Here is a 17,151-nt window from a genome sequence, read left to right on the forward strand (position 1 = left end):
GAATGATTATTGTTGTCTAAATCCATAATACTAACCTACCTTCATTTATACGACTGATTTTATCATATAGAAGGAAAAATAAAAATGCAATTCATCTCACCGCCTATAGAGGCGGGAGACTTCTTGCTAATTTAGGTTAAATATATTCGTGTTACCCGTGCCGAGTAAATAAGCCGTCGAGTCCGTTGTCTTCATACACCTATAACCGAATTTAGGCGCAAATTCTTCGTCGTATGGAATCTCCGAGCCGCAAAATTTCACGCCTCCGACTCGTTCCCAATGGACTAAATTAATTTCATCTCTGCAGCCGTCGCCGGGTTCTGCGTAATATGGAAAGTCAAAATGCAACAGGCTCAAAAATTTCTTGTTAAATTCTCGTCTCATGTTTAAATCACCTCGTTAAATTTCTAAACTTGCGCGCCCGTCTGAAGTAAATACTCCCTCGCCGTCAATCTCAAAAGAGTCTGCGTTATTTGCGCTCGTATCAAGATTTATAGTGTAACTTGCATTTGCGCTCGTTCCCTTCCATGTGATAGAAGCGGGCCAAGTGAGAGTCTTTCTTAAACCTGCTCCCGCTGCCATTCCTGATAAAATATTCGCGCTAGTTCTATACAATACACATGAATTCAATATGTAAGTATTCTCAACCGGAGCCGACAAAATTACGCGCTGTATATTATTCTCAATTGAGGCCGAAGCAACCTGCGCGAGTTCCTGATTAATCCCGTCAGTAAGCATATAAAAGCTGCCCGGTAAAATCCCGTCAAGCGGTTCGCAGTCAATAGAGTCGTCGCCTGCTACAATGCTTGTGACTTTACACGAATATAAATCAAGTTCGCTAGTATTTAAGAAATCTTCGGGGATGAAATGCGTATAATCAGGATATAAATTTTCAAGCTCTATAGACATTAAAACCTGAGATAATGCATCTTCTAAGACTCTGATTCTTGCGCTAAGACTTGCAATATCATAATCGCCGATTAAAGCGTCCTTTGCTTGCTGTAAAGTTGCAGGCCTGAAAATTTTTTCTCCGGTCTCGGAATAAGTCCAGAATCCCGAAATATTTCTATACGGCCCGAATAAAGACTCAAGTCTCATATTTAGATTTGTTGCAGTAACGTAATTATTATTAGTTGTCATTATTGCTGTAACGTTTTGGGCCTGATCTATAACTGTTACAAGTGAAAGAGTGTAATTCACAGCGTCAGGGCCGCCCGAGCCGGGTAAATATGAAGCCTCGTTACCGGTATTTCTATATGAGTATAAAATTTCCTGATTCGTGTCGGGGTCCTTTGCAAATAAACCAAACTCTCTAACCCAAAATCCCGCAGTGAGTCCCGCATTGCTTACTTCGCAAATTACTTCAGCGGTTCCGATATTTTGAGTCTTGTTTAACTGCACAATGGGTAAAATTTTTTTCTGATTAATTAATCCCGTCATTGTCAAAACGTTTTGACTCGTTAAAGTCCCGTCGCCTATAATGACTCGCGTAAACTCTAATTTTTTGCCGGTGAGTGCCTTTGCGAGCAAGTCCCGCCCGTTGTTAGTAATCTTCATTCCGTCTGGCATATATAAATCACTCCTTATTATTGAAGTCTTGTTGCTGCGTCTTCCCAGCGTAATAAATCTAGAATTTCATCGATTTTTGCGTTAATTTCATTTTGCCGCGCGTTTATTTCCGTCATGATTCGGGCCTCGTGCTGTGCTAATCTGTCAAATATACGGGCCTCAAACTGTGCTAATAATTCATTCATAGTGTTTAAATCAACTCCTAACGAAATATTACGATTCTTATTTTCTGCTAGCGCCATATAAATTTTAGTCTCGTCAACACTTGGCCGGTTTATGTTTATTCTTTCATAGCCGCTAATGCCTTGAGCAAGTCCTAAATAATTTATATTATTGCCCGGTGCTTCAGGTCTGGAAATATTTATTAATGCTTGGCCGCTTGTTCCGTGTGCAATTCCCGCAAATAAAATTTTCTTGTCAAAATCATTTAAATGCGCGTCAAGATACGCAAGAAATGACCGGGCCGCTTTTGATTCATTTATGGCGCGGATTATATTGTGAATAATTTTATCCTTGTCCGTGTATTTATGATAATCAAGAGGAATATCAGCTTTAATCTTGAAAGTATAGGGAGCTCCCCCGAACTCGTACCAGTTAATAAATTCGGCTTCTATTCCTATCATGTCAAGAGCTTTCAAGACTGCCCAAGCCGTACCCTTTTTCATGTGCCACTGTATAGAGTCTTTAACTTGCCTGCGTTTTGCGTCTAAATCCTTTGTTAAATCGTAAAAATCTACGTGGAATTGCCAAGCGAGTAAATCGAGTACTCCCGAATCGAGCTCGTCAATTCGGGAATATATAAACTCTTTGGAGATATTTTGAGTAATAAATTTCAAGTCGGGATTTAACGCCTCAATTATAGCACTAATATTTTTATCGTCCTTAATAGAAGACGGGGCTATATCATTCAGCGATAAATCATTTAGCTTTGTCATGTTTTGACTCCTTAACTTTGCCGGGCGGTGCCGATTCCTGCTTTGAATGAGTGTATGTATTATATACGGTCATTTTTTCGCAGTTATCATCAGAATTCACAGACTCGCCGTCTGACTCTGTCATATTGCTTTCAGGTTTTGAGACTTCGCCGTCTAATTGTGTCATGTCATGCAATTTAGCGAGCATATTATGCAAGGGTTTCGGAATGGGCACGCCGATTTTTTCCGCGTTCTCGATTATGCTTATGCCCTCGTTGACGACATAAAATAAACACACTACAGCGCGAATACTTCCGGAGTCGCCCGGTAAATACAAGTCTAATAAATGAGCCATGCCGACGAACATGAATAATATAACTTTCTTGACAATCCCGCGAAAACCTACACGACTCGATAATTCATGATTGAGACATGCTGCGATTATGCCCGTTATGTAGTCTATTACGGAGAAAGCGATTAACACCTGCAGCAAGCCGTCAATTCCCCCGAAAAACCATGTAATAAAGCCGAGCAGCGCACAAATAATAAAATCCATTATGTTATTCTCAATCATGCGCGAATCTCGTAAAGTTTATTACGCTTGCCTCCGCAATCAATGTGTATAAATGTCTTGTATTTAATGCAGTAGTCTAAATCTTGGAGTTTGCCTTGCTCTCTTAATTCCTTTACCGCCTGAAACATTCCCGCACTTCCGAGTTCACACGATAAATCGCACGCCTTGCCGAGTACGTGTTTAGAATTCTTAGCGCCTTTTACCGCCGGGCTTGCGTTGTGAACTTTACAGCGGTAACCGGAATTAACACGGACGGGGACGCCTAAATAATCCCGTAATTCTTGAGCCATGTTTAAAACCCGCTGGTCGATTTCGTTTTGTCCGCAATGTTTACACGCGAATTCTGATACTTTGAAGTTTTTAGTGTCATGTGCATTTGTCATAAAATATATACCTCGTTTCTAATAAATTATTACCGGTTTAATTATATCGTGTTCGGAGGTATATGAATAACGGGAGCATTAACGATAAATGCCTGTGAATTAATTATCACGCTCCCGGCGCATGAAATATTCAGCTCGTGATTAGCTTTATCGTAAATTATTGTAGTGCCGTCCTCAAAATTTATTACGCTTTTACTCTGTTCGCCGACAACCGGTTTATTAGTATCGTCATAAATTGCGCATAAAACACAGCCCGACTCTATTCCGTTGCCCTGCATGACGCAGAAAACATGTTCGCCGGCTTCTAAATGACTTTCTTGTTTATCTCGTGAAGATTTATTTATAGAGACTGGGAGCCACCCTGAAATTAAATTATCTTTGTCCGGAAATATTATCTTGGCCATATGCCGGCTCGCGTCGTATGCACTCACGTAGCCAAATCTTGCCGTACTTGCTGATTCGTTATTACTGCTATTTTTTGCCATAATATTTATCCCCTTCATAAAATCCCGGTTTAGGAGCTTCGGGCTTGGCCGGTGCTGTTTTCTTGTTTGATTTACTTTGCCGCTTTGATTTATTTGATTTAGCTTGAGCCTTTGACTTGTCGCCCATTTTCAAATTTAGAGTCGTCGTATATCCGTCTGTGATTTTATGCGTAACACTCTCAACTGAATAAACGCCGTCAAATATTCCGAAATCTTTACAAGTTATATTAACTCCCGCTAAAAATCTTAAATCGCCGAATAAAGTTATCGAGCCCGTAATTTCTCGTGAATTTGCTTCTTTTAGCCGTTTATGAGCGAGTAATTTTGCGTCGGCCTCGTTCTCGACCCGCTCGTTAATCTCAAGAATTCGACTCGTTCCCTCCGTGTTATTGTCGTCTTCTTGAGCTATGAAGGTTTGATTTTTTTTCGCGTCATGATAGCGGACTCGCGCGCTCTTATAAATTCCTGCTGCCTTTGTTGAGAATGACCAGTTAATAACATGTGAATCGTTGCATTTAATCTCGGTTACACTGGGCCTATCTTGATATGACTCCTCGTCGTAAATAATTAATTTATCGCCTGAAATTTTAACGCTTAAGCCGTAATCGTCGCATGTGTCGCGTAAAAATTCCAAGTCGCTTTTTTCTGACTGTTCGCGGCGTTCAATATTGACATCACCGGGAACATCATAGAAGAGCGAAAGATTATTAGACACGGCCAAGTCCTGCGCAATTGTTGAAAGTTTTACATTTTCCCATGCTTTATTATGTTTTTCGCTGTTAATGGAACTCGTTATTTTTGCGCTGACTCCTTTAATCTCGATAACGCGGGGCGGGCACTGATATTTAATCTCGTCAATCTCAAATAAACCGCACGGGAGAGTCTGTGTTGTGCCGCCTTTGTCCCAGTCATGCAAGATAATATTTGCGCGAATAGTGTCGCCCTTTGACGGGAACCAGTCCGCCACCCATAAAGAGTCTCTATCACTCAATGAAATATTTATGTCGTCTGACTTATCGCCGGAGTTGTCATTAAATGTAAAGCTCAATAAGTAAGGCGCGATATCCCGTGAAATGTCCTTATTCTCATATAAAATTTTTATTTCTGCCCGTCTAGCTTGAGACATGAATTATTACCCGCTTTCTTATGTAAAAGTAAAATTAAATTCGTTCGCATATAACTATTTATATTATAATAATCCCACAAGAAAGAAGGGAATTTATCATGAGTAATGACAATCGGAAATATATCACACGGGATTTTTACGATTCGAACATGCGCGAATTTAAGGAAGCCGTTAATGCGTCAATAGCGGCGGCGGAGGCTAGGTGCGAGAGAATCGCGGCGGACATGAGAGCAGATAATGCGCGGGTCTTAGCCGAATTCAAAGCGCAATCTGCGGAACTTAGAGCGCAGTACGCAATCACGCAGGAAAAATTTACTAGCGTAGATAAGAGACTCGATAACATAGAAAAGTCGCAAGATAAATTTTTTAGAAATACCGGACTTGCTTTAACGGGAATGACTTTATTATTTACAGCCCTGCAAATCTCACTGTCATTAATAACAATCATGAAATAAAAGCCTGTTCACACGGGCAGGCTTTGTATTTTTACTCAATCCACGGCGGGAGAGTGTTTACAGCGGGAATATCTATATCAGGTATTACCAGCTCGCAGCCGGCCGGGAATATCACATAATTAATATATTTTGTATTCGCGCTGATTAATTTATCGCACAACGACTCGCCGCCCAATTCCTGATAAAATTTAAACGCTATCAAGTCCCATGTGTCGCCCTGTATAGTTCTATAAATTCTAGGCATATTCTAACCTCATAAAATTATTATTAATCTCGTCTAAGACACTTTTAACTTTTTCGGCTATTAACCCGCCGAGCGAATTATTATCACGCGATTCTGACCCGCCCGCGTTGACGGAAATATTAATCACGGGCGCAAATTGTTTATTATTGCGATTAGTGCCGCCATTAACATAATTGATATTAGTAATGCTATTTTCATCGTTAAAAATCCCTCCGTTTGATAAAGTATCTTGTTTTGAGTTAAAAATTTCACGATTTATTATATTATTTGTTTCAGTAAATGAGCGGGTCAGATTGTTATTATTAATCGAGCTTGTATTACTGCTTTCATGAATGAGCCCTAATTTTTCGGCTGCTTGAATTAACAAACCCGTCCCGCGTGTTTTGTCAGTGAGAGGAATAATTGCCTCTGCTCCGGCCTCTGCTACCAGTCCTAAATGAGGCTTTGTAAATATACCGCCCGTTGCATAACGGGGAACTGAATCTGCTTTATTTCTTCCGCCCGGTGTTCGCTTGCCTGCCGGTTGTCCGTTGCTTCCTGCTTTGCCTCCGAGTTGAGGGGGTGCGCTAACCTGTACAGAATTCGGCGAACCTCCGCCGAGCCATGAAGGGAGCTCCCAGTTAAAAGGATTTAAGCCGGAGAATAATGACATTATCCAGTTGCAGAAATCATTAAACATATTTCGCAAATCTGCAATTACTCCCAGTGCTGAGTCTTTAATCGACGAAAAAATATTACTGAACGAAATAGAATCCCAGTACACAAGAAAAGCCGCGCATTTTTCTTTTATCCATGCCCACATATTCACACCTAAATTTTTTATCGAGTCCCAGTTCTTATAAAGCGAATAACCCAGCGCAACGAGTCCGGCGATTGCTGTAATAACGAGTCCGATCGGGTTTGCATTCATGGCCGCATTTAATAGCCACTGCGCCCCTTCCCATGCTTTTGTTGCGATTGAGACTCCGTTTATAGCAGTCTGCAAAGCTGCCCATGATGACGCGAGCGAAAATATCAGCTTCATATATTTATAGACGGTAAAGAAAATTTTTAGCCCGCCCGCAATGTAAACTATTCGCGTAATCCAGTTAGCTAAATCTTGATGATTCGTGATTAAATTATTTAAGTCTGTTATCCAGTTTGTTAATGTGCCTGTTACAAATCTATTTATAGGCTCTAATGCTTGCCCGATTTTATTCATGAGCCCCTCCCATGCCGAACCGAGCCGCGTTAAATCTCCCGTTAAAGTGTCGTTGCGGATTTGCGCCGTCTGACCTGCCCAGCCGACGTGTTCATTATTATTTAACCTCTGCTCGGCCCTGTCTATATCGCCGTTATATGCTCCCTTTGCTAATGCCGTTAAAGCCTTGCCCTGTTGAAGTCCGAATATACGCGCAAAATAATTAACTTGTTCAGCCTCGCCAAATTTCGCCGTCTTTGTATAAATTTCTTTGAGTAAATCCGGGAATTCTCTGTAATGGCCGTCTCTAGTTTTGACGGAAATATTTAATTTATCAAGCGCCTTGCTGACTTCCTTAGGCTCTTTTGCGAGCCGCATTAATGTACTTGCAATTGCTGTTCCTGCGTCCGAGTCGCTATATCCATATTGAGCCATGACTCCGACGAGTGCCGCGAGCTGTTTTGCGTTCATTCCGATTTGACTTGCCAAAGGAGCGGCGGGCTTCATGACCTCGGCAATCTTTAATATATCCGTCGGAAATTGCGAGCTCGTGAAAGCTAATATATCAGCAAGTTCACCGGCCTGATTTGATTTCATGCCCATCCCGCCGAGAATTCGCGTAATTGCGTCTGCGCTTTGTGTAAGCTGTAAACCTTCAGCGGCGGCCATATTCAAGACTTGACCGACTCCGGCTTGTATATCGCTAGTATTCCAGCCTGCACGGCTCAGTATTTCCATAGTTTGGGCGGCTTGTGCAGCTGTAAATTGAGTCTCTGCTCCGAGTTTTTGCGCAAGTATACTCATATCGTTAAATTCTTTTTCTGTGAGACGTGCTACACTTCTATAGCTTGCCATTGCTGCTGTGAAGTCCATATTAATTTTTATAGGAGCCTGAAAAGCCTTCACGATTGCCGCAGACTCTAATAAATCGCCCTTAAAACTATTCCATGATAATTTACTTCTGACTTCGTTATATCGTCTTTGAGCTGCTTCTATACGTTCAATTTGTTGTAATTGACGGGCTTGTTTTTCCCGTAGTGCGTCAGTGCTTTGTCCCGCTGCTCCGAGTGCGTTTCTTAATTGCGATAAAGACTCTCTATCACGTTCGAGTCCCCGCTGTAATTTGTCCGCACTGTTATTCAATCTTGACTGTTCGCGCTCTAAATTTCTCGTCTGAGTCTGCGCCGCTTGTAATTCCCCTTTTGTTCGCGCGAGTCTTTGTGCGAGTATCTGATACGTTGCGCTTTTCTTTTGTCCTGACTGAATTAATTTATCTTGAGCGGCTTTCAGTGCACTGTATCTTGACTGCAATTTTTGTACTTGCATTCTTGACGCGTCTAATTGAGTCCCCGTTAATTTAGCACTCTGACGCATTGACAACATAGTTTCTTGATTAGTCCTGATTTTCTGCGAGAGATTCGCAAATTCGCCCGTTTGAGCTGCTGTTTTCTTGAGCCCGGCGAGTTTATTATTAAAATCGTTTACAGCTTGACCGGCTGCCGCCAAATTGCCGCCGATTCCGTTATTCATAGCTACATCAAGTTTAAATATCAAGTCTAAAACTTTTGTCATATTTCTATCACCTCGATATATAATTTTGCCATAAAAATTTTACAGGAGGGAATTAATTAATGCCGTTCATCAGTCAAGACAGATTAAATGATTACTCAAGGGCCCGCGCTATTGAACTTCAATACGAAATTGACGGCTTGCAAGAAAAGTTAAAGAATACTCCGGCCGAGTCGCCGCGGTATTCAAGCATTCAAGAGAGGATTAATAAACTTCAAGATTTACAGCGCGAAATATGCCCGCCGTATGTGCTGCACTGTAATTATCATGAGGACGGGACAATTTTGAAATTTATCAACAGGGTATTAAATTTTATTTTGCTGGGCGGAATTTGTATATTTGCGCTGATGTTTATTTGCGCGATAATTTTTTATTGATTCGTTCGTTCTCGTTATTGATTATCTCTACCCAGTCCGGCAAGTCTTTAATAGGCTGCTTCAGCCACTCGAATATACTTGTATTTGCCTCACACATTGCGAGCCGGTAACAAAGCAGCCTGATTTTATGCGTTATACTGTTTTCTCTTCCAGGCTCCCAGAGTCCGCACCTGACAAAAAAATTAATGTCTGATTTAATATATTCGTGAAGTCTTGAGCTCCCAGTGTCATTAATGCCTCGCGCGGCAACCCTGAAGCCTTAGCCGCAATTGTTAAGACATAACCCCGTGAATAATCAGCCGCTCCCATTGTGATATTACCGCCTGCACGCCTCGTGATTTCTTCAGCGTCAATCATGTCCTGACCGGTTAATTTATCGAACTCAAAATTTAATTCTTTATATTCTTTGCCGTTGTGTGTGAAAGTCTTTATTAATTTAATTCTCATTTATAGCACCGTCCATTTTTGTAATGTAATGAAAGGATTTTACACACTGGAAGCATATAACCTCCTTTCATAATTTATTTTTACGCGAATATTTTAGCATAACAAAAGAGACCCGCCGCCGGCTGACGGGTCCCTTTTGCATTTTTTTAAAAATGCTTGACGTTAATATTTTAGCATAACAAAACGGGAACTCGCTCCTAGAGAAAAAGCGAATTCCCATTTTGCATAAATTTTTGATAAAGGACGCATATATTTTAGCACACAAAAAAGAGACTGCTGCCGAATCTGCAAATCTCTTAATTGTAATATTCAAGCTGAATAAATTATTAATCTGTCATAATGAAGGCATGAATATTATAACGCATAAATTGCGAATGCTATAATAATTTCAACAAAGACAAGCAAAGGAGACGGCAAAACATGAATAATCACAATAATAAAGAATATATTACACGTGAAATTTTTGACGCGAATATCTTAGCAATTCGGGAAGCAATGGCAGCAAGTGAAGCACGGCATGAGAGAATAGCCGCCGAAATGAGAACGGAATATGCACTGACACAAATACGGCTCGATAACATGAATAAACGCATAGACAATATAGAACGCTCGCAAGATAGATTTTTTCGAAATATGAGTCTGGCATTAACGGGCATGACATTATTATTTACGCTGTTACAGATATTTTTACGATAAATACAAGCCTGTATAATTTCCTGTGAGGTGATATAAACATGACAGAATTTGATTTATTATTGAACTTACCGCAGGAAATTGACTTCAACCCGCCCGACACTGTGAGAGAAATTCTCCAGAACGTGCGCACGATTTTAACGACTTATAAATATAGTGTGCCGCTTGATAGAGAGTTCGGAATCGCCGCAAATTTTCTTGACGAATCACAGCCCCGCGCAGTTGCATTATTAGCTTCAGAAATGGCCGGCGCCCTCGCAAAATTTGAGCCCCGCGCAAAATTACGGGAAATCAAGATAGAGAGTGATTCAAATGGTAAATTTTGGCCCCGTGTTAAAATCAGACTCGTAACAAGCTAGAAAGGAGACGCATAAAACATGAGCAAAAATCATAATAAAGAATATATAACACGTGAAATTTTTGACGCAAATATTTTAGCGATTCGCGAGGCAATGGCAGCCAGCGGGGCACGTCACGAACGAATCACCGCCGAAATGAGAGTCGAGAATGAAAGAATGCGCGCGGAATATAGAACTGCACAAACAAGAATAGAGACTCGGCTTGATAATATAGAACGTTCACTCGATAACTTTTTCAAAATTTCCGGCGCGGCTTTGGCGGGCATGACGTTATTATTTACTTTGCTGCAAATATTTTTACGGTAAGAAATCTTGTATAATTCGCTGCGAGGTGATTTACATGACTAAAAGCGAATTATTTAGCACTCTGAATGATATTACATTTGCAGAAAAAAGCGCGGCCAAGATTGAGAGTGAAATTATTAACTTGTATGAACAGCACACGGAAAGAATTCTAGCACGCGGCGACCCTGTGAGACTCTTTCTTGAGACTATAACACTTATAATTATTCAGCAGAGAAATTTAATAGATTACTCGGCAAAAATGAACTTGCTTGCATATGCTGAGGGGGATTTTCTTGATCATTTAGGGGCGTTGCTCGGTGTTAGAAGATTAGACGCGAGCCCCGCAAAGGTTACTATAAGATTTACACTTTCAGAATCACAAGCCGGTAAAGTTTTAATTCCTGAAGGAACGCGGGTCACTCCCGGAAATAATATTTTATTTGCGCTTGATAGCGCCTTAGAGATTAACGCGGGAGATTTAACAAGTGAGGCTGTATGCACGTGCACACAGTCCGGAATTACCGGAAATGATTATCTGCCCGGCCAGATAAAAAAATTAGTTGACGTCTTCCCGTATGAGTTAAGCGCCGAAAATATCGACACTTCAAGCGGAGGCACTGACATAGAGAACGATGAAAATTTTAGAGAAAGAATACAACTCGCGCCTGAAAGTTTTTCAAATGCAGGCTCAACAGGAGCATATACATTTTATGCGAGGTCGGCAAATAGTGATATAACAGACTGCGCAGTAATCGGCCCTCATGATAATTTAGGAGTTCCGCCCGGCGAAGTGCATATTTACCCGTTAATGACCGGCGGCGTATTGCCGAGTTCAGAAATTTTGAGCGAAGTATACAACACATGCAACGCGCAAGACATAAGGCCCGATACCGATTTATTGAGAGTGAAGACTCCGGAAATAGTAAATTATGATTTGAGCGTGAAATTTTATATAGACAAAGCGGATTCAAGTATAGCCGGACAAATTGCAAATTCTGTAGAGATTGCTATAAATGATTTTATTAAATGGCAGCGCGCGAGACTTGGCCGTGATATAAACCCGTCGGAACTTAATAGAAGGATTATTAACGCCGGAGCAAAACGCTGTGAAATAGAGTCGCCAAATTTCAGAGTGTTATTACCGTATCAATTAGCAGTCTCAAACGAGATATTAATCACATACGGGGGACTTGAAGAGGGATAAATTAATTTTTTTTGCTAGAATAATATTATCTTGAGTAATAAGAAAGAAGGGTTTAATCATGAGTGAAGACAAGAAAGAATTTATTACACGTGAAATTTTTGACGCGAATATTTTAGCAATTCGGGAGGCAATGGCAGCAAGTGAAGCACGGCATGAGAGAATCGCCGCCGAAATGAGAACGGAAGCTGCCGAAATGAGAACGCAATACACACTGACTCAAATGCGGCTCGATAACATGGATAAACGAATTGACAACATGAAAAATTCGCTGGATAAATTTTTTAGGAATACCGGACTTGCTTTAACGGGAATGACTTTATTATTTACGGCCCTGCAAATCTCACTGTCATTAATAACAATCATGAAATAAAAGCCTGTTCACACGGGCAGGCTTTATTATTCAATATCCCGCAAATATTCTTTTAACTTAATATTAACTTCAGCAGAAATTAACGCGCCTGTATTATCGATAATCTTATGCGACTCTTCCAGCGACTCAATCACCCACCGGCTCCAGCCCTGAATTTTGCCGTCAAGTATAAACGGTATTGCTTGGTGAGTTTCCAGCATTTCATGTAATTTATCAAGTTCATATTCCGGAGTTATTCCGAGCTGTGCTTCAAGTTTTATAGTAAGACTTGCCGAGCTCGCGTTAATGCCCGTGAACTCTAAAATATTTTTCCTGTTGTGTATAGCGTGCTCTGCATACTTGGCCGAGTGTGAGAAGCTCAAATTATCAAACGTGAATACTTTTGAGATACTGGCTTCAAATGTTACATCACCGAGTGCGCCTATCATGAATTAATCACCCCGCTTATAAAAAATAAATCCCCGTCAACAAAAACCTATCACGAAAGGAGACCGTGAAATTTGGAAAGAATACGGGGACTTGTAAATAATGACTAATATAATAATGCGAATATATTATACAAGATAACAGCAAATCCCCCGCCTAGAAAGAAGATAGAGGCAGGGGACCCGCTTTATAAGGCATTAGTTAATACGTGAAAATTTACATTTGCTTAAATCACACATTAGAGAAAACATGCGGTTATTATAACACGTTATTATTTGCCGAGCGCGCGCCTTACTTCAGCTAAATAATCAGTGCCGTTCACTCTATAAATATAATTGAACTTGTCTAACATGATTCTTTCTTGATGGTCATATTCGATTTTAATAAAATAAATTTCGTGTTCAGTCTCGGACTCTTGAGAATCACCGACAACCAAATTACCTAAATTGCTGTGTTTAGTCGTTGCCTTACAGAAAATGTGAAGCGGTTTAGCCTGCATAATTCCCGCGCCCGCGTCGTATTCCTGAATAGCTCCGTAAATGTCTAAATCGTGCGCTATCTGATTTGCTAACACATAGAAATTTGACGGAGCCGCCCGCCACTTAAGAGTTAATGCAGTGCTGTTGAAGTGGCCAAGTACTATAGAATCAACAACGCCCGCAATTCCTGCGCCCTTGACTTCACTGGTCATACTTTCAAGATTCGGCAAAGTTCCGTCCGCAATTCCCGACTCGTCCGAGCCGTCAACGTATACAGCAAAATTTATAAATTTCTCTGGTATTAAATTAGGCATAATATATAATTCCTTTCATAAACTTAAATTTTGGATAATCCATAAGTCATAATATTTTCATGGGCAGTCATTCGCATTAACGGCCGCCCATTTTGTTACGCCGTGTGCATTGCTTCGAATAATTCAGCAACGTATGACGGGTCATATTCAAAGATTCCTTCTATGTCTTCAGCAGGTGACGGAGGAGTCATATAAACGTGTAAAAATAATTTGCCGTCCATTAGACTCGTGATTGCATTCTCGCTTTCGATAAATTCAACGCGCCCGCCTAAAATCATATCCCGCGCCTGTAAAGAGTTTAGATACATATCGAACGAGTTAATAATTGTGCGGATTAATCTCACTGTTAAAGGCTCGTCGACTTTCTGCCAGAATGTGAGAATAAATTGATTACCGACAAAATCAAACATGCGCCGAATAGGTATAAACGCGTCTTTTACATCTGTATTAGCGGGATAGCAGCCCGTTCTATTACCCCATGCACGCCAGCCGCCTATCCAGTTTAAAGCGGTTACTATGCCCTGAGAGTTCAAATAATTAGCCTGCTCAAGTCCGAGTAAAATTTCATCGCCCGCAGCATTCACGCACGAGTCCATTTGCAATAATTCATTTGACGGGGATTTATACGGAACATCGCCGCGCGCTTTATCAGTCTTATTCATGAGACCTATTAACTGAGTCGACATGTGAAAAACGTAATCGCCGAGTTTGATTTTAGGCCAGCAGACTATTTCGCGTTCAGCCATGTAATTATGCAAATTCTTCCATTCGGGGACGCTTGAATATACCGGAGCATTGCTTGAGTCGCTCGGAATATCAATAACAGCCTGCCCCGTAAATATTCCGTTAATGCTGTCTGCTTTAGCTCTCATGACTGCAGCAACAACAGAAGACCCGCTAAATTTTGGGCTGCCTATTAAGCCCGGCACAATTCGGAATTTAGGGAAGACCTGATTAACAATTTCAAGGCCTTTATACGCTCCCGTGTTCACATCAACGCCGCCTATAATGTCCGAGTCTGTTACGCTTTGAGGCTTTGCGATTGTGTAACCGACCTTACAAGACGCTAAATTTTTCATTGCACCTGTTGAGATAATATTAATTATTGCGTTGCCGTCAGAGTCATAATTTAGCGTATAATCTTGATTAAGCGCGTAATCAGTCCCAGCCTCAAAAGTTAATCCCGCGCTAATAATTACATCTTGGCCTAAATTTATTTGCTTGTCTTGAATAGTGAAAGACGCCGGAGCTTTAACTTCTTTATGCCTCGTTACGTCCAACACGTTTATTAACACACACGGGCCGGCTCCATATAAAGCGAACTGCGAATAAATGAACTCGCAAAGCGTGTACTTTTCCCAGCCGGTGCTATATCCAAATGCATTAACGGCTTCATCATAGCTATAACATAAAACGGGCTTATTTACATTTGAACTATCTTTCATGAAAACGGGAGCAGTCCCTACGATAACGGGGAGTCCGGCTTCCATTTGAACAACGGGAATCAGACTCGTCGGGACTTCCTGCTTATATACTCCGTGTTTAAATGCCATAATTATTTATGCTCCTTTCTTGAATTATTAATAAATTTTTCAGCTGCCTCATATAAACCTGACTCAAAAGTTCCCTTTGTCTCTATATTTTTTCTTAGTGCGTCAAGTTCATTAACAAGGCAAACGAGTCCGCTGATATGTGAACATTCTTTTATTGCTTCAAGTAAATAAAAAGGTTTGCCGCCTTGAAAGACTTGATATTTAGTGAGTCCGTGTTTTAACCAGTTCGGCCCGCAGTATATTAACTGTTCAGGCTTTGAGCTTGTCTCTTGAGATTGAGATTTAGCCATAAATAATTACTTCCTTTCTTGTATGAATGAATAAAAAAATATCGGGCTGTGATACCCGATTTTAAAAGCGTAAAAATTTGTCATTGAGTTAATAATATGCGCTTTATTCAGGAATAATTATAAATCATTACCCCCGATTAAATTCTTCCTGCGTGATATGCATTTGTCTAAGAATTTCGCGCCATTTGCTTTTACCGATTTGTCCGCTCCCCCGTGAACACTTTGTATAAATAGTTTCGCCCGTCTCTAATTCCTTGTAATAATACCAGTGATCAGAGCTTTTATACATGTGCCAGCCGTTAATTTTTCTGTCTAAATAGCGTTTAAGTTCCGTCCATGAAGGCACTGCATTAATTCCCCTTCCGTGCTCGTTAATACTTTCAATAAAAACGGGATTTGCCATTCACGCCCATTTTTCCAGCGGGGGAAGTCGCTTATATATGCCTGCGCGTCTTCTTTGAGTGCCCTAGCTAATACACTTTTCAAAGCCTCCGGACTCTCTGCACTCTCTAAAGTTTGAAGTTCTTTCACGCTGCCGACCCATTCGCCGTTATTATCAAGCTCACAAGTATAGTGCATTTGTAAAGTTTTCAAACTCTCAATAAATGACTCCGCGTCAAGATTTATGATTTGCATTTATTAACACTCTCCCGGAATTGAATTAATTACTCTGAAAGAATTATAAAATATTTCGCTCGAATACAAAATCCTTGCGCATGACGGGCCGCCCCGCTTGAAAAATTAAATCCATTTCCCCGAAGTAAACGGGCCAAGTCTCACACGGAATTAAACGCGTTTTAACGGGCATTTCAAGCCGAAATTTATTCATGATTACACGGTTGATTAATAAATAATTTCTCGTGCGCTCCTGCATATTTAATAAATCTTTATAGCCCTGACACTCCGAGCCTTCATCATAAACGCAAAATAACAAATGCATTTTAACGAGACTTGAATCGATTCGGCGTTCTTCTCTGTCCTCGCACTCGTCAAGAATTACTACAATACACGGGAAATTAGACTCGTAATCGCTATCACTGTAATTCTTAAGTCCCGTGTTATTCTTGCTAGTAAAATTTATTCCGCCCGGCTGCGGGACATATTGCGCAAAAATCTGCACTTCCTGTAAATTCCCGGCCTTGTTCATGAGCTGATAACCTGAAAATAATTCTTCTAAAGTATCGTGCATACTGTCTAATAAATCTATTTCGTTCATTTCGCAAACACTCCTAACTGACGCATAACTTCATGCCGGAGTCTCCCGTCAAAATAGCGGCCTGCTTCCTGTGATAATTCCTGCGTGATTTCTTCATTGCCTATGATTTGCGGAATTGCCGGGCTCATTAAGCGTTTAATATCCCAGCGTCCCCGGCCGACTCGAATATAAGGCAGGTAACGGCCGCCCGACGGAATTAAAAACGCTTTGCCCAAATTCTTTAATCCGCCGTCTTTCTTGACTGCACCGCGTAACTTGCCCTGCCTGCGCCCTAATTTCTGCTTAGCCGGCGAAATCTTATAATCTGCTAAACTCTTACGCGCTCCCCGTGAAATCATAGCCCCTGCGTTTTGTCCCTTTTTCTGAACTGTGATTGCGCGCTTAATTTCTCCTGATTTTGCGTAATATTTCGAGCTCGCGAGCTGGGCAGCCCGTGTCTTCATATGGTCAAGAGTCCGGGCAATGGCTGCGCTTTGTGCTTTGCTGAATGCCTTAGGAATATGGGCGAGTAATTTTTTAGCGCGTTCAACTCCGGCCGAGCCGATTTGAATATTAATCATTAAGTCCCGCTATATCGTTAAAATAATAATTCTTATATGGGCAGTCAAAGCAAATATCATCAGACTTTGAATTAAATAA

The 17,151-nt window shown here is 40.9% G+C and carries 25 protein-coding genes; 7 read left to right on the forward strand and 18 right to left on the reverse strand.

The annotated features are described in order from the left end of the window. Nucleotides 1-126: 126 nt before the first annotated feature. The 7 genes from IJS99_03785 to IJS99_03815 are packed head-to-tail and all read right to left on the reverse strand — an operon-like array spanning nt 127 to nt 5,051. The gene (locus IJS99_03785) at nt 127-384 is read right to left on the reverse strand and encodes a hypothetical protein (GenBank protein ID MBQ7560944.1); all 258 of its coding nucleotides are present in this window, start codon (nt 382-384) and stop codon (nt 127-129) included. A gap of 15 nt (nt 385-399) precedes the next feature. After that, nucleotides 400-1,569, reverse strand: a complete 1,170-nt coding sequence (locus IJS99_03790) for a phage tail protein (protein MBQ7560945.1) — start codon at nt 1,567-1,569, stop codon at nt 400-402. Between the two features lie 17 nt (nt 1,570-1,586). Continuing rightward, a complete protein-coding gene (locus IJS99_03795) occupies nt 1,587-2,504 on the reverse strand; it encodes a phage tail protein I (protein ID MBQ7560946.1) in 918 nt (305 codons plus the stop codon). Continuing rightward, nucleotides 2,488-3,057 (reverse strand): phage holin family protein, encoded by a 570-nt coding sequence (locus tag IJS99_03800; protein ID MBQ7560947.1) that lies wholly within the window; start codon nt 3,055-3,057, stop codon nt 2,488-2,490. The genes IJS99_03795 and IJS99_03800 overlap by 17 nt, the downstream gene beginning before the upstream one ends. Continuing rightward, a complete protein-coding gene (locus IJS99_03805; GenBank protein MBQ7560948.1) occupies nt 3,054-3,440 on the reverse strand; it encodes a DUF882 domain-containing protein in 387 nt (128 codons plus the stop codon). Before IJS99_03805 ends, IJS99_03800 begins: the two co-directional genes overlap by 4 nt. 41 nt (nt 3,441-3,481) lie before the next feature. After that, complete coding sequence (locus IJS99_03810; GenBank protein MBQ7560949.1) at nt 3,482-3,925, reverse strand: phage baseplate assembly protein V; 444 nt, start codon at nt 3,923-3,925, stop codon at nt 3,482-3,484. After that, the gene (locus IJS99_03815; protein MBQ7560950.1) at nt 3,912-5,051 is read right to left on the reverse strand and encodes a hypothetical protein; all 1,140 of its coding nucleotides are present in this window, start codon (nt 5,049-5,051) and stop codon (nt 3,912-3,914) included. The genes IJS99_03810 and IJS99_03815 overlap by 14 nt, the downstream gene beginning before the upstream one ends. A 98-nt stretch (nt 5,052-5,149) precedes the next feature. Between IJS99_03815 and IJS99_03820 the strand changes: the two genes are divergently transcribed. Further along, nucleotides 5,150-5,506, forward strand: a complete 357-nt coding sequence (locus tag IJS99_03820; protein MBQ7560951.1) for a hypothetical protein — start codon at nt 5,150-5,152, stop codon at nt 5,504-5,506. Between the two features lie 31 nt (nt 5,507-5,537). Here IJS99_03820 and IJS99_03825 read toward each other — a convergent pair whose 3' ends face one another. Both IJS99_03825 and IJS99_03830 read right to left on the reverse strand, forming a co-directional pair. After that, nucleotides 5,538-5,750 carry a tail protein X gene (locus IJS99_03825; GenBank protein MBQ7560952.1) on the reverse strand — a complete coding sequence of 71 codons (213 nt, stop codon included), beginning with the start codon at nt 5,748-5,750 and terminating at the stop codon, nt 5,538-5,540. Next, entirely contained in the window at nt 5,743-8,502 is a 2,760-nt protein-coding gene (locus tag IJS99_03830; GenBank protein MBQ7560953.1) for a phage tail tape measure protein, read from the reverse strand. Before IJS99_03830 ends, IJS99_03825 begins: the two co-directional genes overlap by 8 nt. Nucleotides 8,503-8,561: 59 nt before the next feature. On the opposite strand from IJS99_03830, the gene IJS99_03835 reads away from it, so the two are divergent. Beyond that, nucleotides 8,562-8,876, forward strand: a complete 315-nt coding sequence (locus IJS99_03835; protein ID MBQ7560954.1) for a hypothetical protein — start codon at nt 8,562-8,564, stop codon at nt 8,874-8,876. A gap of 132 nt (nt 8,877-9,008) precedes the next feature. On the opposite strand, the gene IJS99_03840 is transcribed toward IJS99_03835, so the two are convergent. Continuing rightward, nucleotides 9,009-9,323: a phage tail assembly protein gene (locus tag IJS99_03840; GenBank protein MBQ7560955.1), complete on the reverse strand. Its 315-nt coding sequence runs from the start codon at nt 9,321-9,323 to the stop codon at nt 9,009-9,011. A gap of 420 nt (nt 9,324-9,743) precedes the next feature. Between IJS99_03840 and IJS99_03845 the strand changes: the two genes are divergently transcribed. From IJS99_03845 to IJS99_03865, 5 genes are read left to right on the forward strand one after another with little or no spacing between them, the layout of a single operon-like run. Beyond that, nucleotides 9,744-10,019, forward strand: a complete 276-nt coding sequence (locus IJS99_03845; GenBank protein MBQ7560956.1) for a hypothetical protein — start codon at nt 9,744-9,746, stop codon at nt 10,017-10,019. A 38-nt stretch (nt 10,020-10,057) separates the two neighbouring features. Beyond that, a complete protein-coding gene (locus IJS99_03850) occupies nt 10,058-10,375 on the forward strand; it encodes a GPW/gp25 family protein (protein ID MBQ7560957.1) in 318 nt (105 codons plus the stop codon). A gap of 18 nt (nt 10,376-10,393) precedes the next feature. Next, nucleotides 10,394-10,681, forward strand: coding sequence for a hypothetical protein (locus tag IJS99_03855; protein MBQ7560958.1), 288 nt, complete (start codon nt 10,394-10,396; stop codon nt 10,679-10,681). A gap of 34 nt (nt 10,682-10,715) precedes the next feature. Then, the gene (locus tag IJS99_03860) at nt 10,716-11,864 is read left to right on the forward strand and encodes a baseplate J/gp47 family protein (GenBank protein MBQ7560959.1); all 1,149 of its coding nucleotides are present in this window, start codon (nt 10,716-10,718) and stop codon (nt 11,862-11,864) included. Nucleotides 11,865-11,922: 58 nt separating this feature from the next. Beyond that, nucleotides 11,923-12,234: a hypothetical protein gene (locus IJS99_03865; GenBank protein ID MBQ7560960.1), complete on the forward strand. Its 312-nt coding sequence runs from the start codon at nt 11,923-11,925 to the stop codon at nt 12,232-12,234. A 26-nt stretch (nt 12,235-12,260) separates the two neighbouring features. Here IJS99_03865 and IJS99_03870 read toward each other — a convergent pair whose 3' ends face one another. The 8 genes from IJS99_03870 to IJS99_03905 form a co-directional block, all read right to left on the reverse strand. Continuing rightward, nucleotides 12,261-12,662 (reverse strand): phage tail protein, encoded by a 402-nt coding sequence (locus IJS99_03870; protein ID MBQ7560961.1) that lies wholly within the window; start codon nt 12,660-12,662, stop codon nt 12,261-12,263. Nucleotides 12,663-12,931: 269 nt separating this feature from the next. Then, nucleotides 12,932-13,453, reverse strand: coding sequence for a phage major tail tube protein (locus tag IJS99_03875; protein ID MBQ7560962.1), 522 nt, complete (start codon nt 13,451-13,453; stop codon nt 12,932-12,934). A gap of 95 nt (nt 13,454-13,548) precedes the next feature. Beyond that, on the reverse strand, nt 13,549-15,006 hold the full coding sequence (locus IJS99_03880) for a phage tail sheath family protein (GenBank protein ID MBQ7560963.1): 1,458 nt from the start codon (nt 15,004-15,006) through the stop codon (nt 13,549-13,551). Between the two features lie 2 nt (nt 15,007-15,008). Next, complete coding sequence (locus IJS99_03885; protein ID MBQ7560964.1) at nt 15,009-15,296, reverse strand: hypothetical protein; 288 nt, start codon at nt 15,294-15,296, stop codon at nt 15,009-15,011. A gap of 127 nt (nt 15,297-15,423) precedes the next feature. Further along, nucleotides 15,424-15,642, reverse strand: coding sequence for a hypothetical protein (locus IJS99_03890; protein MBQ7560965.1), 219 nt, complete (start codon nt 15,640-15,642; stop codon nt 15,424-15,426). Further along, nucleotides 15,609-15,932: a hypothetical protein gene (locus tag IJS99_03895; GenBank protein MBQ7560966.1), complete on the reverse strand. Its 324-nt coding sequence runs from the start codon at nt 15,930-15,932 to the stop codon at nt 15,609-15,611. The genes IJS99_03890 and IJS99_03895 overlap by 34 nt, the downstream gene beginning before the upstream one ends. A gap of 43 nt (nt 15,933-15,975) precedes the next feature. Continuing rightward, nucleotides 15,976-16,512, reverse strand: a complete 537-nt coding sequence (locus IJS99_03900) for a hypothetical protein (protein ID MBQ7560967.1) — start codon at nt 16,510-16,512, stop codon at nt 15,976-15,978. Further along, entirely contained in the window at nt 16,509-17,072 is a 564-nt protein-coding gene (locus IJS99_03905) for a phage tail protein (GenBank protein ID MBQ7560968.1), read from the reverse strand. The genes IJS99_03900 and IJS99_03905 overlap by 4 nt, the downstream gene beginning before the upstream one ends. Between the last annotated feature and the right edge of the window lie 79 nt (nt 17,073-17,151).

Source organism: Synergistaceae bacterium, assembly GCA_017444345.1.
Classification (GTDB): domain Bacteria; phylum Synergistota; class Synergistia; order Synergistales; family Aminobacteriaceae; genus JAFUXM01.

Bases quoted from the DNA above. Each gene is read 5' to 3' on its own strand.
- IJS99_03785 (MBQ7560944.1), bottom strand. From the start codon at position 384: ATGAGACGAGAATTTAACAAGAAATTTTTGAGCCTGTTGCATTTTGAC.
- IJS99_03790 (MBQ7560945.1), bottom strand. From the start codon at position 1,569: ATGCCAGACGGAATGAAGATTACTAACAACGGGCGGGACTTGCTCGCA.
- IJS99_03795 (MBQ7560946.1), bottom strand. From the start codon at position 2,504: ATGACAAAGCTAAATGATTTATCGCTGAATGATATAGCCCCGTCTTCT.
- IJS99_03800 (MBQ7560947.1), bottom strand. From the start codon at position 3,057: ATGATTGAGAATAACATAATGGATTTTATTATTTGTGCGCTGCTCGGC.
- IJS99_03805 (MBQ7560948.1), bottom strand. From the start codon at position 3,440: ATGACAAATGCACATGACACTAAAAACTTCAAAGTATCAGAATTCGCG.
- IJS99_03810 (MBQ7560949.1), bottom strand. From the start codon at position 3,925: ATGGCAAAAAATAGCAGTAATAACGAATCAGCAAGTACGGCAAGATTT.
- IJS99_03815 (MBQ7560950.1), bottom strand. From the start codon at position 5,051: ATGTCTCAAGCTAGACGGGCAGAAATAAAAATTTTATATGAGAATAAG.
- IJS99_03820 (MBQ7560951.1), top strand. From the start codon at position 5,150: ATGAGTAATGACAATCGGAAATATATCACACGGGATTTTTACGATTCG.
- IJS99_03825 (MBQ7560952.1), bottom strand. From the start codon at position 5,750: ATGCCTAGAATTTATAGAACTATACAGGGCGACACATGGGACTTGATA.
- IJS99_03830 (MBQ7560953.1), bottom strand. From the start codon at position 8,502: ATGACAAAAGTTTTAGACTTGATATTTAAACTTGATGTAGCTATGAAT.
- IJS99_03835 (MBQ7560954.1), top strand. From the start codon at position 8,562: ATGCCGTTCATCAGTCAAGACAGATTAAATGATTACTCAAGGGCCCGC.
- IJS99_03840 (MBQ7560955.1), bottom strand. From the start codon at position 9,323: ATGAGAATTAAATTAATAAAGACTTTCACACACAACGGCAAAGAATAT.
- IJS99_03845 (MBQ7560956.1), top strand. From the start codon at position 9,744: ATGAATAATCACAATAATAAAGAATATATTACACGTGAAATTTTTGAC.
- IJS99_03850 (MBQ7560957.1), top strand. From the start codon at position 10,058: ATGACAGAATTTGATTTATTATTGAACTTACCGCAGGAAATTGACTTC.
- IJS99_03855 (MBQ7560958.1), top strand. From the start codon at position 10,394: ATGAGCAAAAATCATAATAAAGAATATATAACACGTGAAATTTTTGAC.
- IJS99_03860 (MBQ7560959.1), top strand. From the start codon at position 10,716: ATGACTAAAAGCGAATTATTTAGCACTCTGAATGATATTACATTTGCA.
- IJS99_03865 (MBQ7560960.1), top strand. From the start codon at position 11,923: ATGAGTGAAGACAAGAAAGAATTTATTACACGTGAAATTTTTGACGCG.
- IJS99_03870 (MBQ7560961.1), bottom strand. From the start codon at position 12,662: ATGATAGGCGCACTCGGTGATGTAACATTTGAAGCCAGTATCTCAAAA.
- IJS99_03875 (MBQ7560962.1), bottom strand. From the start codon at position 13,453: ATGCCTAATTTAATACCAGAGAAATTTATAAATTTTGCTGTATACGTT.
- IJS99_03880 (MBQ7560963.1), bottom strand. From the start codon at position 15,006: ATGGCATTTAAACACGGAGTATATAAGCAGGAAGTCCCGACGAGTCTG.
- IJS99_03885 (MBQ7560964.1), bottom strand. From the start codon at position 15,296: ATGGCTAAATCTCAATCTCAAGAGACAAGCTCAAAGCCTGAACAGTTA.
- IJS99_03895 (MBQ7560966.1), bottom strand. From the start codon at position 15,932: ATGCAAATCATAAATCTTGACGCGGAGTCATTTATTGAGAGTTTGAAA.
- IJS99_03900 (MBQ7560967.1), bottom strand. From the start codon at position 16,512: ATGAACGAAATAGATTTATTAGACAGTATGCACGATACTTTAGAAGAA.
- IJS99_03905 (MBQ7560968.1), bottom strand. From the start codon at position 17,072: ATGATTAATATTCAAATCGGCTCGGCCGGAGTTGAACGCGCTAAAAAA.